The organism is Leptospira haakeii, from assembly GCF_002812045.1.
In the GTDB taxonomy this organism is placed as follows: domain Bacteria; phylum Spirochaetota; class Leptospiria; order Leptospirales; family Leptospiraceae; genus Leptospira_B; species Leptospira_B haakeii.
Genome location: NZ_NPEG01000001.1, coordinates 324,844 through 339,368 on the forward strand (window position 1 = coordinate 324,844; position 14,525 = coordinate 339,368).

The following is a 14,525-nucleotide window of genomic DNA, read 5'->3' on the forward strand; positions in this document are numbered from 1 at the left end:
ATGGCATTAATAGACGTAATAAAATACGAAGGAAAACCGGGAGAGATCGTATGGAAGTTTCCCCGTAACGATATCAGTACCTTCGGTCAGTTGGTAGTGAACGAAAGCCAGGAAGCTATCTTTTTTAAAGAAGGTAAGGCTCTGGATATTTTCGGACCTGGAACTCATACTTTAAAAACAGGAAACGTTCCTATCTTAGAAAACTTAGTGAACCTTCCTTTTGGAGGCCAAACTCCTTTTACTGCGGAAATAGTTTATATCAATAAGGCTCTTATCCAATTAAAATGGGGAACTCCTGCACCCATCCAAGTAGAAGATCCTAAATACACGATCACTCTAGGAGTAAGAGCAAACGGTGCTTATAATATCAAGATCGTGGACTCCAAAGCATTTGCAGTCGGGGTAGTCGGTGCAAGAGGCGCTTATTCACAAGATGAAGTGGATAGTTTTTTAAGACCGATGATCATAACAAGACTAAGCGATTTTTTGGCGGAAGTTGTTTTAAAATCCGGGGAACCGATTACTCGTCTCAACCAGCATTTGGAAGAAGCTTCTTCTGCAGGAAAGACAAAGATCCAACCTGACTTCTCCAAATACGGGATAGAAGTTTTAGATTTTTTTGTTCAATCGATCAACTTCGATCAAAACGATCCGAACTTCCAAAAGATCCAGAAAATCCTCACAGACAAATTCGAGATCGATGCTCTGGGTGGAATGTACCAACAAAAAAGAATGTTGGATATAGGAGAAGCTGCGGCCAAAAACGAAGGTGGAAACGCAGGCCAAGGTATGTCCGCAGGTATGGGACTCGGAATGGGAATGAATATGGGGAATATGATGGCCGGTATGATGGGACAAAACAATGCCGGTGGGAATTCCAACCAGAATGATGCAACCGCGAGACTCACAAAACTCAAGAGTATGTTGGACCAGGGCCTGATTTCTCAGGAAGAATTTGATGCCAAAAAAAAGGACATTCTAAATTCTATCTAAAGTATGAGCCTTACCTTCACCAAGTTGAAAGCGGAATTCCGCTGTATCAACGATTCTTGCGGAGCAACTTACGATCTGAATGATATCGTATACGAATGTCGTAAATGTGGAAGCCTTCTCCAGGTTTCCCATGATATGGGAGCTCTTAAAGAAAAATCAGGTAAGGATTGGAAGGACCTATTCGATTCCAGATTGGGTTCGGTAAAATTTCCGAACAGTTCAGGTATCTGGAACAAAAGAGAATGGGTTCTTCCTCATGTAGAAGACTCGGAGATAATAAGCTCAGGCGAAGGTCTTTCTCATCTATTCAATTCAGAAAGACTTACAAAACATTTTGGCCTAGGCGGTCTTTGGATCAAACAATGTGGGATCTCCCACACAGGTTCATTTAAGGACCTAGGGATGACCGTTCTTCTCTCTCAAGTAAAACATATGTTGAATAAGGGAGCCAAGATCAGAGCGGTAGCATGTGCAAGCTCTGGAGATACTTCTGCTGCTCTTGCTTCTTATGCTGCTAAAGCAGGGATCCCTGCGATCATTTTCCTTCCTGCTGGAAAAGTTTCCCAAGCACAATTGATCCAACCTGTTTCAAACGGTGCAAAAGTAATCGCGCTGGAAACAGACTTTGATGGTTGTATGAAGATTGTTAAAGAAGTTACCAAAGAAGCAGGTATCTATCTTGCAAACTCGATGAACAGTCTTCGTATCGAAGGTCAAAAAACGATCGCACCTGAAATCGTTCAACAATTGGAATGGAAAGTTCCTGACTGGATCATTATTCCAGGAGGAAATTTAGGAAACGTTTCCGCACTCGGAGCGGGTTTCGAGATGGCAAAAGAATTAGGACTGATAGATAAACTTCCTAGGATCGTTTTGGCTCAAGCAGAGAATGCAAATCCACTCTATCTTTCTTATCTGAAAAATTTCGAAGAGTTCAGTCCTGTTGATGCGAAGCCTACTCTTGCTTCTGCAATACAGATCGGAAATCCTGTATCAGTCCAAAAGGCAATTCGTACATTAAGAAAATTCAATGGGGTTGTGGAACAGGCAAGCGAAGCCGAACTTTCAGAAGCTTCTGCCAAAACCGATCTATTCGGATTGTATAATGACCCTCATACAGGAGTAGCTCTTGCCGCTTTATACAAACTTATGGGCAAGGGAACTATTGCAAAAGGTGATCAAGTGGTCGTAATCTCCACTGCTCACGGTTTAAAATTCACTGAATTTAAACTCAAGTTCCATGAAGGAAAAATCCCTGGAACCGATCAGAAACTGGTTAACGTTATTCGATCCTGTAAGCCTGAAGTAGGAGCCGTCATGGACGAAATTAGCGGTTTCCTACAATTGAAAGGTTAAAATTTTTCACTTTCGACTGGAAATTCCCGTTCTTTTTTCCCGGGCGTTTTTCGTTTTTTTCTCGTAAGCCCGCCGGGGTCCATATAATCGAGAATCCAAATGTACGAGGGAATCGAGGAACTTCCTCAAGAATTCCTCTTCGAGGTCGAGACGGCCGTAAAAAAAGAAGAGCCAATTTCTATCATTACCTACGTCCTGAGTACCCGGGGCGAAAATAAGCTCAAACATATCATCCAAACTGTCCTTTTTAAATACAAAAGAGAGGATTTGACTGAACTTATATTTACTTCCGCAAAAGAGCTGATCGTAAATGCGACCAAAGCAGCCATTAAACGAGTTCTATTTAAGGAACTAGGTCTGAATATCGCGGATCCTTCCCAATACGATCTAGGAATGGAGTCTTTTAAGGAAAATCTAGTCAGCAGAAAGTTTCCCTACTATCGTAGGAAAATGAAAGAGCACGGTCTATTTGTAAAAGTTACTCTGAGTTTTAGTTCGGATCGCATCATTCTATTCGTACAAAATAATTTCACTCTCGCAGTCCGTGAAGAGAAACGGATCCGGGAGAAGTTCGTTCATTCTAAAGAATTTGACAATTTATTCGAATACTATATGAAATATGGTGATACCACAGAAGGTGCAGGTATGGGTATCACAATGGTGGAAATTTTGGTAGCCCAAAGCGGCTATGACCGCCATTTGTTTACGATCTATAGTCGCCAGGCCGAAAATAGAACAGTTGCTAGAGTCGAAATCCCTTTGGATCAGAATTATGTACCCAGAAGGCAAAGATACCAAAAATGGTTACAAGAAAAGGCTAGCGGCTTAACATGACCTAAAGTTCTCCTTACTTCAGTTAGGTCTTTAGCAATATGGAACAGAATCCTCAGACAAGTAAACTCCAAGAACAAGCAAACCAAATGAACCTTGCCTTGGAATCCGTTCATACCGAAGAACAAGCAATCGAACTTATCCAAGGAAAAATCAAAGACGCCTATCTTCTAAAATTAAGGATCGATGTAGAAAACAAAGCGGGTGTTGTTTTAGGATTATTATCCAGATATAAGAACGAATTTCTAGAATTATATTCCTTATTCTCCAACTCTTCTGTGATCAGAAAGATCAGAACCTTCGAAGATTTCGGTCAAATCTCCCATGATATCGCAGAAGCTGCGAGACAAGAAGCTCCTGATCCGGGTCTGTCCGACGCGATAGGAAGAATTCTTCATACTAAATTAACAAAACAAATATTAGAACAATATTATCCAATGTGGGATCGTAATGATACTGCAGCTCTAGTAAATATGCTGGAGAATCAGATCAAGACTACTATGAAGATCAATATGATACGTGTACAAGCAGACGTGGAATACGTATCTAGTTTAAAATGTAGAGGCAAAAGTTTTTTTGCAGGTATCATCCAATCTATTCCTAAACCGCCGGAAGAACCTGCAGAAGGAGCAGGCGCTCCGGTAGAAAATTTAGACCCAGAAAAAGCTGCGGTCATGCGCCAAATTGAAACTATCCGAAAAGGTTTCGGAAGAGTGGTATTAGCTAAAACAATTTTATCCCCAGTAAACGGAATAGATTTCGATGATCTAAACGAAGGAGACAAGATCCTCCTACAACTTCCTTCCGTTTCTCCTGAAGAAAAAGCTTTAGCTAAAACTTTAGGCGCTATGGACAAAGACGGAAACGTAAAACCTGTGGTAGGTTCTTTCGTAGCAATCGCTTCCGGTAAAAATGAATATCATATTTTTGCAAAAGGTCCTGCAGGAGTTCTTTTACAAGCATTCGAAGAAAGACCAGTTCGTCTTGCTAGACCTAAAACAGCTGCAAATGCTCCTAGACCTGCAGGTATGGGTGCAAAACAATCCGAAGGTAATAATACCCTCAACTACGCGATTTTAGTTGGAGTAGTTCTACTAGTTGGACTGCTTGCGTTTATTCTTTTGAAATAAGAACGTCTATCCGACTACTAGATTGACCAGCTTTCCAGGAACATAGATCTCTTTACGGATCTGTTTTCCATCCAAGAAGACTTGTACCTTATCCAAGGATTTTGCAATCTTAATGGCTTCGTCCCCAGCGATCTCTTTTGCCGCCTTGAATTCTGCTCTTAACTTTCCGTTTACTTGGACAACGATCATTATCTCATCGTCAGTTAGATACTTCTCCTCATAACCTGGGAAAGCCTGGTAAGTTAAAGAGTCGGATTTTCCTGCTAAAGACCAAAGTTCTTCTGCTAAGTGAGGAGCAAATGGAGCGATCAAAAGTAAGAAAGGTTCCAAAATCTTGCGAGGCCTACGTTGGCTTGGAGTTAACTCATTTACAAAGATCATTAACTGAGAGATAGCAGTGTTGAATGAGAAATTATTAATATCATCATCCACTTTTTTGATAGTTCTATGAAGTATCTTCAATTCATCTTCATTCGGTTCAATATCTTCCAAACGGAAAGATTCTTCTGCACCTGAATGGTATAATCTCCAAACACGATTTAAGAAACGGAACACACCTTCTACACCTCTGGTGCTCCAAGGTTTTACCATTTCGAACGGCCCCATAAACATTTCAAAAAGACGTAAACTATCCGCCCCGAAATTCGTAACTACCTCGTCTGGATTGATCACGTTCCCTAATGACTTGGACATTTTTCTTTTGTCCTCACCTAAGATCAAACCTTGGTGAACCAATTTTTTGAAAGGTTCGGGAGTGGTTACATAACCTAGATCGAATAATACCTTATGCCAAAAGCGTGAATAGAGTAAGTGAAGAACTGCATGTTCTGCTCCACCTACATATAGATCCACCGGCATCCAAGCCTTTTCTAAATTCGAATCTACAAACTTGACCGGGTTTTCCGGGTCGATATAACGTAGATAATACCAACAAGAACCTGCCCACTGAGGCATAGTATTCGTTTCTCTGGTCCCGATCTCACCTGTTTCAGGATCTTTATACTTCAACCAATCTCCCGCTAAAGCAAGAGGAGATTCTCCGGTTCCGGAAGGTTTAAATTCTGATAAATTAGGAAGTTCTAATGGAAGTTCAGACTCAGGAATTGCCTTTGTAATTCCGGAAGGATAATGGACTAAAGGAATAGGTTCTCCCCAATACCTTTGGCGAGCAAATAACCAATCCCGAAGTTTGAATTGGGTTTTTCTTCTTCCGATCCCTTTTTTCTCCGCCCAATCAGCAGTTTTAGCAAAAGCTTCCTTATATTTCAGACCATTAATGGAAACTTCGGAGGAAGAAGAATTAATACAAACTGATTCTTTAGAATCGAAAGCACCTTGAGAGAGATCTCCTTCAATTACCGGTAGGATATCCAACCCGAATGCTTTTGCAAATTCATAGTCTCTTTGGTCATGAGCAGGCACCGCCATGATAGCACCGGTTCCATAACCATATAAAACATAATCACCGATCCACACTGGGATCTTTTTAGACGGATCAGCAGGATTCAAAACATAAGCTCCTGTGAACACACCTGATTTCTCTTTGGAAAGTTCGGTTCTATCCAGATCACTCTTTAAAGCGGAAACCTTTTTGTATTCCTGCACCTTCTCCCATTGTTCTTTAGTAGTAATCGAGTCCACCAAAGGATGTTCCGGAGCAAGCACCATATAACTTACCCCAAATACGGTATCAGGACGAGTAGTATATACTTTGATCCCGTTCCCTGGAGAAGAACTATCAAAAGGAAATATAAGTTCTAAACCTTCACTCTTTCCGATCCAGTTTTTCTGCATTTCGAGAGTGGAACCTGGCCAAGAAACCAAAGACAGATCTTCTAAAAGTCTTTCCGCGTATGCAGTGATACGCATCATATACTGCCTCATTGGTTTACGAACTACTTCGTAACCTTTTCCGACCCATTCCTCTACTTCTTCATTTGCGAGAACTGTTCCAAGGCCCGGGCACCAGTTTACTGGAATTTCTGCCTGATATACTAAGCGAAATCCTGATAAGATGGTTTCTTTCTTTACGTTTGAAAATTCTTTCCAATCTTTTGCGGAGAAGGTCTCGAGGTCCTCAAAACCTTCTGAACCTTTGGATTCTAACTTTTGGATCAATTCAGAGATTGGTTTTGCTTTAGAAGCCTGGAAATCATACCAGGAATCGTATAATTTCAGGAAGATCCACTGGGTAAATTTGTAATATTTCGGGTCTGTGGTCGAAATTTCCCTATCCCAATCATAGGAAAGACCGATTAATTTGATCTGCCTTCTGAAATTGTCCACATTCTGCTTTGTAGTGATAGCTGGATGGATCCCAGTCTGCATTGCGTATCTTTCTGCAGGCAGACCGAATGCATCCCAACCCATTGGATGCAAAACTTCGAAACCTTTCATTCTTTTATAACGAGAAATAATGTCTGTGGCTGTATAACCTTCAGGGTGACCGACGTGCAATCCCGCACCCGAGGGATAAGGAAACATATCTAAACAATAGAACTTTGGTTTAGAAGAGCGTAGATCCGTTCGAAAGGAAGAATTCTTTTCCCAATAATCTTGCCATTTTGATTCAATTTTCCGAAACGGATAGTCCATACCGTGAAGTTTTTTCCTCAGGCCTAGAATCCAATTCTTTTTTGTTATACTGGAAGGCGATTATAGAGCTGAAATTCTAGAACAAGAGAGGTTTCTTTCTTTTTAGGAAGAAAAAAGGCATTATAAATTGTTACTAGAAGAAGTGTTTTTAAATTATAGGGAACCAAAGAGTTAGATTCGGGTCCGAAATGAAGAAAGCCGGAGGGATACCGGCTTTCTCTGGGAGTGAAATTCTAAGCTCTTGCTTAGAAAACGGACAAAAATATTGGATGAAACTCTGACTTATTTACGTACTGAGTCAATAACCTTGATAAGTCGACGAAATGTTAAGTTTAAACAATCTCGACAGAGGTCATACTGAAAGAGATTCGGTGTTTCTTTACCGCATCCTTTGCACGTATATTGCTTACTTTGCGCTTGTGTAAGTTCCGCTTCTTCTTCGTTCAAATCCGTCACTGCTAATAATTGCATTTTGCTCCCAGAAAATTCCATCGATTGTCTTTTTATTTACGGAGTGTAAATAAGTCCGAAGATTGATTCTTGCTTTCGGAACTTCTCTCCGTACGTCGAGAGTTACTTTATAAAATCGGCTCACTCTAGAGTCAAAAAAAATTAGGTTGGAAGTTTGTGAAAATGACTGCAATTTTTTTGAAAAAAATTCTTAGCGCGGTTTTATTTGGAATAGATTTTCAAGTGCAGTTTTTTTCAGGTAAAAATTAATTTCCTGTCAAGTGCCGAGTTTAGGTCAGTCAAAACGAAAGGAAGGTGATAATTTGTTATCTATATCAGGCTTAAACAAGTCTTACACAGTTGCAGACCAAACATTTAATGTATTAAAAGATGTTTCATTCCAGGTAAAGCCTGGCGAATTCGTTGCTGTGATTGGTCCTTCCGGTTCAGGAAAGTCCACGTTACTCGCCGTTTCGGCTGGATTAGATAAAGCTGATTCAGGAACAGTACTTTTGGATGGAATCTCCCTATTTGATAAGTCAGAAGATGAATTAGCAAAGATCAGAGGAGAACAAATAGGCTTTGTATTCCAAAATTTCCAGCTGATCAAGACATTAAACGCTTTAGAGAATGTTTCCCTTCCTCTTGCTTTGACTACAAACCTTTCGGAAAAAGTGATACATGAAAAAGCTATGTATTGGTTGGAAAAGGTTGGCATCGCGCATAGAGCACATAACTTCCCAAGCCAACTTTCAGGCGGGGAAGAACAAAGAGTGGCTATAGCTCGTTCTTTTATACATGAACCTAAACTTCTTTTTGCAGATGAACCTACTGCTAACTTAGATAAGAAGAATGGTGAGAATATCATGTCTCTTCTGAAACAACTAAATAGAGACCGTAAATCCACTTTATTAGTTGTTACTCATGATCCTAAGGTTGCATCCATGGCGGATAGGATCTTGGAAATGAGAGATGGAGTTATCTTAAGCGGTGCAAAGCCTAAAACCTCTGCGAAGAAGACTGCATCTAGGAAGAAAAAATGAATATTAGATTCTTTCTAAGGGTAATGTTCAGAGAAATCTTTTCCAAAAAGACTTCTTCCTTACAAATCATTCTTGCGATCACAATCGGAACTGGTGCAGTTCTTGCAGTTCATTCTTATAGGGACCAATTTACTTCTTCTATTATCAGAGAGGCCAAAAATATCATGGGTTCGGATCTGGTTGTAACGAGCCCTTCTCCACTTACCCCTGAACAAACAGCGTTTCTTTTGAAGGAATTGCCAAAAGGAAGCAAATTATCCGAATTAGTACAATTCCCTTCTATGCTACGAAACCCTGATTCTCAGGATTCCAGCTTATCTTTAATTAAAGCAATCCAGGGGGATTATCCTTATTTTGGTGAATTAGAAACGGAACCAAAAGGACTTTTTCGTAAACTAAAACCGGGTGAAATACTCTTAGAAAGTGGACTGATCAAAAACTTAAAACTTAAGATAGGTTCAAAGGTTCAATTAGGAGAAAGTAATTTCGTATTAAAGGGAAGTATCTTAAAAGAACCGGGAATGGCGGGAAACTTTCTCTCCATGGCTCCTAGCTCTATTATAAAAAAGGGATCGTTAGCAGAAACGGGATTAGAACAAAGAGGTTCTCGGATCAGTTACCAGGTACCTATCCTTCTTCCTAACGGAATGGACGCAAATGTTTTCAAAAAAAGTAAATTTTCAGAATTCGCCAAAAACGACCTGATCTTATACGAAAGCACGGAAGCAAACTCCGGATCCCAAAAATTCCTCACAAACACATTGGATTTCTTTTCCTTATTGGCATTATGTGCGTTCTTCTTGGGCGGGATCTCCATCCTTCTCACAAGTAGAGCAGTCGTAAGATCAAAATCCACTACATTCGCCGTTTATAAATGTTTAGGAGCAGGGCCGAACTTAGTTTTGGGACTCGTACTTTCTGAACTTCTAATATTATCAACGATCGGAGCTATATTAGGATTTTTATTCGGAAGTTTTTTACAAACCCAGATCCCGAATATGGCGGATAAAGAATTCCTTTTTGAACCGAAGCTAATTCCTGATCTAAAAGCATTTCTCTGGGCATTCGTTTTGGCTTGGGTAGTCCCATTAGTTTCTGCATGGGAAAGTCTTTCGACTACTCGAAACCTAAGTCCGATGTATGCTCTTAAGTCAGATTTCGCGAATGAACTTTCTTCTGTTCCAAAGCTAAAATTAAAACAGTCGATCTCATTTATCGCGGTCTTCGGATTATTTTTCGCGTTAGCTTGGTGGGAAACCGGAGATTGGATCAAAGGATTGATATTATGTGCGACTCTACTTTTCTTACCTGTGGTCGTGTATCTTGGGATTTTAGGGATTCGTTTTGTGATCCGGTTTTTATTACAAAGATCTGAATTTTCCGCAAGCGTAAGAATGGCATTAAGAAAACTAGATAGACCTAGAACAGGACTTTCATGGGTTTCTGTAGGACTTGGTTCTTCAGTTTTCGTTTTATTACTTAGTATTTTTTTAAGTGATAGCTTATTAGAATATAGCGGCGCAAAAGATAAGGAAAGAAGACCGAATATGTTCGTGTTGGATATACGACCGGAACAACTGGAAAGTTTCCAACAAACAGCGGAAAAGTATAAAGTGGAAAAACTTTTAACTGCACCCGTAATCGGAGCAAGACTCACTCATGTAAACGGAGAGCTTGTTAAAAAAGAAGATATGGAACTTTCCGCTCTTAGAAGAGATTGGAGATCCACTGCAAGGACCAGAGAATATTTCTTATCTTATAGAGAAAATTTATACCCTACTGAAAAAGTCACCGATGGAGATTTTTGGAGAAAAGGAGAAGAAGATCAGATCTCTGTCGAAAAAGAATTTTCTAAAAACTTAAAAGTGGGTTTAGGTGATAAACTTTCCTTCTCCATTGGCGGGGTAGAAGTTACCGGAACTATCCGAAATTTCAGGACAGTCAACTGGTCTGATATGAGGCCGAACTTCGTTGTCCTATTTTCGAAAGGGATCTTAGAGAAGGCTCCTAAGTTCTATTTAAGTTCGTTTTTGTTAGAATCTTCTGATTCCAGGTACTCCCTCCAAAAAGAATTATCAAATGAATTCCCAAACCTTACGATCGTAGATACTGAAAAAGCGGTTCAGTCTTTCTTAGGGATTTTAGAAAAGATGTCCTTCGCAATCCGTTGGATGACAGGGCTGATCGTTTTATCTTCTTTATTATTGATACTTTCTTCTCTAGAACTAAGTAGAAAGGAAAGATTGGAAGAAACTTCTCTTCTCAGGATCATAGGTGGAACCAAAACATTCTTACGAAAATACTTTTTGGCAGAGTCTTTACTTTTAGCTAATTTATCTTTCGTATTGGCTTTTGTTTTAGTCTGGGGAGTTTCTTCTTATATGTCCGAGATCATATTCGAGATACAGGCGAGTGTTCCTTGGTTGGAAATAGGGATTTTTTATATTTCCCTGAATATTGCAGTAGTAGGAATGTATTTCGGAGCCTTAAGGAACGAATGGAAAAGAAGTCCTACTTTATATCTGAAAGAAGTTTAGGGACGATATATATAATCTGAAGAATGCTTGAGCGCCTGATAAATCAGAAGGCGCCCTTGTAGGATGAAATAAATTATTTCGAACGGCCCGCTAACAGATCCGCCGGTTTCAAATCAACTCTCACGGAACAAACCTTATAATTGGAAGCGGTTGGACATGCAGCAGTCCCAGTGATCTTACACCCTTTAGTTTCACAACGTTTCCTGGTATCGAAGGAATCAGATCCGGAAAACCTGCAATAATCTCTACAAGCGTCTGAACTATTCACGGAACAAAGATAACATCCGTCCGCAGATAGGCTTTGAGTAAAGCCCAAGAACACAAAAAAGAACATGATAGAAAATGAATATATTACTTTTTTCAAATGAAACTCCTCGGCCCGGAATTCAAGACCACTGGCGGTCTTTTATTTATTTCTGGAAATTGTTGGACTTCTTCTCCACTTTATCTTCCAAAAATTCCGCAAATTCTATCTGACCTTGGATAAAATTCAAATTATAACGGCTTTCGTACAGCAAAAGACTACTTGCGATAAACAAAAAAATTCCACCTATCAATGCAAGTCCGGTAGCAATCCAAGAAGCAGGACTTGATATCGCTACAATAATCCCCAAACTCAAACTGGAAGAAACAAAAAACAAAGTTGCAGTATAAAGTGCTGCCATAGATCTTTGGATCAGATTTGCTCTTTTCTTTTGGACTTTTAATTGTCTTCTGAGATAGGCAAGTCGTTCTTCCGGAAAAGAAAGTCTTCCGTCCACGACGCCTTCTATCTCAGTTTTAAGTAAATTAACTCGATCGAATATTCTACCCAAACGATTCGCGGTTGAAAAGATTAAACTAGCACTGGCCGAGATCAAAACGGCCGGTGTGATCATGCCAGCTAAAATTTCCGTTCCGATCAAAGAAGAAAGCATAGCTCTAGTTTAACATTGGATCTTTCGTATGTTCCACGAAATACTTATACAATCCACCTTTGCTTTTCAAGGCTTCTTGCCAAGTTGCTTCAGGATCTTCAGTAAAGATCCACTCTGCATTCGGATCGTGAACCACCCAAGATTTACGTTCCATCTCACCTTCTAATTGGGCAGCTCCCCAACCGGAATATCCTTGGTATACGTTAAACTTTGTTTTATCAGGATGTTCTAATAATTCCACCAGGGCTTCGAAACTTCTGGCGAGAAACACACCAGGGATAACTTCTATCCCTGGTTGTTTTAATTTAGGATTATCATGAAGAATGGAGACAAATGTAGGATCCACCGGGCCTCCAGAATAGATCGGTGAAGAACCGTCTATCCCTTCCGGAATTCCTTGGATCACTTCGCTCAATGCAACATCCATTTTCTTATTCAGTACAAGTCCGAACGCACCTGATTGATCGTGTTCGACCATTAGGATCACTGTACGATTGAAATAATCCGTAACGATAGATGAATTAGAGATTAATACTTTTCCGCTGAATCCGTTTTCCATACTACCCGATCAGTTTTTATGTATCTCTTTCAAAATTTTGTACGCGATTTCCAAAGTTTGGATATCGGATCTTCCATCTACCAGAGGTTCCGTTTCTTTCAGGATACATTTTACAAAATGTTCATGTTCCTGTTTTAAAGGGTTATCCTTGTGAACAAAGATCTTCTCAACGATGGATTCTTGGCGATATTTGATCTCTCCGGTCCTAAGTAGAATGTCCGAAGTCGCTTGTCTATGAAGCTCGATCTCTTGGTCGCTAAAGTCCAAAGTGATGTACACGTCTTTTTGAGTGATATTCAGGGTCCGAATTTTGGATTGTGTATTTCTACTCGCGGAAATATTCGCGATCGCGCCGTTCTCGAAATGAAGAACAACGGAAGCAATATCCTCGTGAGCTGAAACCACTTTGGTCCCTACTGCACTTAGATATTTGACGGGAGATTTTACAAGATTCAAAACGATATCTATATCGTGAATCATCATATCCAGAACTACTCCCACATCCTTAATTCTAGGATTAAAAGGGGCTAATCTTCTGGATTCGATTAACAGAGGCTCAGTCACTATCTTTCCAAGTTCTAGAACCGCTCCGTTAAAACGCTCAACGTGACCTACTTGTAAAACTAAATTGTTTTTAGAAGCAAGATCCACTAGCTCTTTTGCTTGCTCTAAAGTTTCCGCAATCGGTTTCTCTACCAAAACATGTTTGCCTGCGAGAAGCGCCTTCTTACCTATCTCATGATGTAAGAATGTAGGCACTGCGATGATCACAGAATCAGTATGTTTAATCAGATCGTCTACAGTAGAGAAGGCGGAAGTTTTATGTTTTTCCGCCATCTGAGATGCTCTTTCGGAATCGGAGTCGTAAATACCGATCAACTCCGCATCGCTTAATGTTTTCGCCACGTTTACGTGGTATTGGCCCATATGGCCTGTCCCGATTACTCCGATCTTGACTTTGTTAGTCATGAAACTTCCTTTTTGTGGATATTACTTATTCGTAAAAATTTTACCCTTAGAACCGGAAACGGATTCTCCGGACTCACGGGCAAATTCTTCGATCAATTCTCTTTGTCGTCTAGTCAGTTTTTTAGGGATCTCAATGCGAACGATCACATGCTGGTCCCCTTTTCCATATCCGCCTAGATACGGAATACCATGACCTTTTAAACGGAACACTTGGCCTGACTCGGTTCCTTCCGGAATTTTCATCTTCACCTTTTTGCCGTCTATGGTTGGGACTTCAATGTCTCCACCTAAGATAGCTTGCGTAAGGCTGATCTTTTTATTCAAGATCAAGTCGTTTGCTTGGCGTTCGAATAATTCATGTTTCTTAATATGTGTTACTACATATAGATCTCCATGAGGACCACCGTTAGGTCCTGCTTCCCCTTCTCCGGAAACTTTTAATCTGCTGCCGGATTCGATACCAGGTGGGATCTTAATATTGATAGTACGTCTTTTTTCTACTAGGCCTTGTCCATGACAGGTCTTGCATGGATTGGAAATGATTGTACCTTTTCCACGACAAGTACCGCAGGTAGTTGCAACGGAGAAGAAGCCTTGAGATCTACGAATCTGTCCTGAACCTCCACAGTCCGGACAAGTAGCAGGAGTACTTCCCTTGTTTGCACCGGAGCCTCCACAATCTGTACAGGTTTCTAGTCTTGGAATTTCGATTTTATATTCCCTGCCTAGAGCTGCATCTTCGAGGGAAACTTCTAGATTATAACGAAGATCTGAACCGCGTTGAGGACCGGATCTGCGAGCACCGCCACCAGCTCCTCTTCCTCCTCCGAAGAAATCACCGAAAATATCTCCGAAATCACCGAAGATATCGGAGAAGTCAGTATATGCTCCTCCACCAAATCCACCTTGAGCGCCTGCACCCACTCCGGCCTTGCCGTACTGGTCGTACATGCGACGTTTATTGGCGTCTCTTAAAACTTCGTAGGCCTCGGTAGCTTCCTTAAATTTCTCTTCAGCAGCTTTATCACCCTGATTCTTATCAGGGTGATATTTAATAGCTAACTTCCGATACGCGGACTTGATCTCTTCATCAGTCGCGGATTTGGAAACTCCGAGGATATCGTAGTAACTTTTGTCACTCATGT

Annotated in this window: 13 protein-coding genes; 6 read left to right on the forward strand and 7 right to left on the reverse strand. The window is 40.5% G+C overall.

The genetic code is table 11. The features are described 5' to 3' along the window. The 4 genes from CH377_RS01630 (at nt 1) to CH377_RS01645 (ending at nt 4,310) form a co-directional block, all read left to right on the forward strand. A complete protein-coding gene (locus CH377_RS01630; RefSeq protein ID WP_100722092.1) occupies nt 1–993 on the forward strand; it encodes an SPFH domain-containing protein in 993 nt (330 codons plus the stop codon). 3 nt (nt 994–996) lie between these two features. Continuing rightward, on the forward strand, nt 997–2,349 hold the full coding sequence (gene thrC / locus CH377_RS01635) for a threonine synthase (RefSeq protein WP_100722093.1): 1,353 nt from the start codon (nt 997–999) through the stop codon (nt 2,347–2,349). A 99-nt stretch (nt 2,350–2,448) separates the two neighbouring features. Next, nucleotides 2,449–3,183: a hypothetical protein gene (locus CH377_RS01640; protein WP_100722094.1), complete on the forward strand. Its 735-nt coding sequence runs from the start codon at nt 2,449–2,451 to the stop codon at nt 3,181–3,183. 38 nt (nt 3,184–3,221) lie between these two features. Further along, nucleotides 3,222–4,310, forward strand: a complete 1,089-nt coding sequence (locus tag CH377_RS01645) for an LIC10486 family protein (protein ID WP_100722095.1) — start codon at nt 3,222–3,224, stop codon at nt 4,308–4,310. A gap of 6 nt (nt 4,311–4,316) precedes the next feature. Here the strand turns inward: CH377_RS01645 and leuS are convergent, their stop codons facing one another. Together leuS and CH377_RS01655 are read right to left on the reverse strand one after the other, a co-directional pair. Then, on the reverse strand, nt 4,317–6,905 hold the full coding sequence (leuS, locus tag CH377_RS01650; RefSeq protein ID WP_100722096.1) for a leucine--tRNA ligase: 2,589 nt from the start codon (nt 6,903–6,905) through the stop codon (nt 4,317–4,319). A 282-nt stretch (nt 6,906–7,187) separates the two neighbouring features. Further along, nucleotides 7,188–7,376 carry a PIN domain-containing protein gene (locus tag CH377_RS01655; RefSeq protein ID WP_423789901.1) on the reverse strand — a complete coding sequence of 63 codons (189 nt, stop codon included), beginning with the start codon at nt 7,374–7,376 and terminating at the stop codon, nt 7,188–7,190. 302 nt (nt 7,377–7,678) lie between these two features. Between CH377_RS01655 and CH377_RS01660 the strand changes: the two genes are divergently transcribed. Further along, a complete protein-coding gene (locus tag CH377_RS01660; RefSeq protein WP_100722098.1) occupies nt 7,679–8,398 on the forward strand; it encodes an ABC transporter ATP-binding protein in 720 nt (239 codons plus the stop codon). Beyond that, nucleotides 8,395–10,935 (forward strand): ABC transporter permease, encoded by a 2,541-nt coding sequence (locus CH377_RS01665; RefSeq protein WP_100722099.1) that lies wholly within the window; start codon nt 8,395–8,397, stop codon nt 10,933–10,935. Before CH377_RS01660 ends, CH377_RS01665 begins: the two co-directional genes overlap by 4 nt. A gap of 73 nt (nt 10,936–11,008) precedes the next feature. Here the strand turns inward: CH377_RS01665 and CH377_RS01670 are convergent, their stop codons facing one another. Genes CH377_RS01670 through dnaJ form a run of 5 tightly spaced genes read right to left on the reverse strand, consistent with a single transcriptional unit; the run spans nt 11,009 to nt 14,523 of the window. Beyond that, entirely contained in the window at nt 11,009–11,299 is a 291-nt protein-coding gene (locus CH377_RS01670) for a hypothetical protein (RefSeq protein ID WP_100722100.1), read from the reverse strand. Between the two features lie 46 nt (nt 11,300–11,345). Continuing rightward, a complete protein-coding gene (locus CH377_RS01675; protein ID WP_100722101.1) occupies nt 11,346–11,852 on the reverse strand; it encodes a DUF2721 domain-containing protein in 507 nt (168 codons plus the stop codon). Between the two features lie 4 nt (nt 11,853–11,856). Further along, nucleotides 11,857–12,411, reverse strand: a complete 555-nt coding sequence (locus CH377_RS01680; RefSeq protein ID WP_100722102.1) for a YqgE/AlgH family protein — start codon at nt 12,409–12,411, stop codon at nt 11,857–11,859. A gap of 9 nt (nt 12,412–12,420) precedes the next feature. Beyond that, nucleotides 12,421–13,380 carry a Gfo/Idh/MocA family protein gene (locus tag CH377_RS01685; RefSeq protein ID WP_100722103.1) on the reverse strand — a complete coding sequence of 320 codons (960 nt, stop codon included), beginning with the start codon at nt 13,378–13,380 and terminating at the stop codon, nt 12,421–12,423. Between the two features lie 21 nt (nt 13,381–13,401). Further along, on the reverse strand, nt 13,402–14,523 hold the full coding sequence (gene dnaJ, locus CH377_RS01690; protein ID WP_100722104.1) for a molecular chaperone DnaJ: 1,122 nt from the start codon (nt 14,521–14,523) through the stop codon (nt 13,402–13,404). Between the last annotated feature and the right edge of the window lie 2 nt (nt 14,524–14,525).

Coding starts and splice junctions, on each gene's coding strand:
- CH377_RS01630 (WP_100722092.1), top strand. CDS start 1: ATGGCATTAATAGACGTAATAAAATACGAAGGAAAACCGGGAGAGATC.
- thrC (WP_100722093.1), top strand. CDS start 997: ATGAGCCTTACCTTCACCAAGTTGAAAGCGGAATTCCGCTGTATCAAC.
- CH377_RS01640 (WP_100722094.1), top strand. CDS start 2,449: ATGTACGAGGGAATCGAGGAACTTCCTCAAGAATTCCTCTTCGAGGTC.
- CH377_RS01645 (WP_100722095.1), top strand. CDS start 3,222: ATGGAACAGAATCCTCAGACAAGTAAACTCCAAGAACAAGCAAACCAA.
- leuS (WP_100722096.1), bottom strand. CDS start 6,905: ATGGACTATCCGTTTCGGAAAATTGAATCAAAATGGCAAGATTATTGG.
- CH377_RS01655 (WP_423789901.1), bottom strand. CDS start 7,376: ATGCAATTATTAGCAGTGACGGATTTGAACGAAGAAGAAGCGGAACTT.
- CH377_RS01665 (WP_100722099.1), top strand. CDS start 8,395: ATGAATATTAGATTCTTTCTAAGGGTAATGTTCAGAGAAATCTTTTCC.
- CH377_RS01675 (WP_100722101.1), bottom strand. CDS start 11,852: ATGCTTTCTTCTTTGATCGGAACGGAAATTTTAGCTGGCATGATCACA.
- CH377_RS01680 (WP_100722102.1), bottom strand. CDS start 12,411: ATGGAAAACGGATTCAGCGGAAAAGTATTAATCTCTAATTCATCTATC.
- CH377_RS01685 (WP_100722103.1), bottom strand. CDS start 13,380: ATGACTAACAAAGTCAAGATCGGAGTAATCGGGACAGGCCATATGGGC.
- dnaJ (WP_100722104.1), bottom strand. CDS start 14,523: ATGAGTGACAAAAGTTACTACGATATCCTCGGAGTTTCCAAATCCGCG.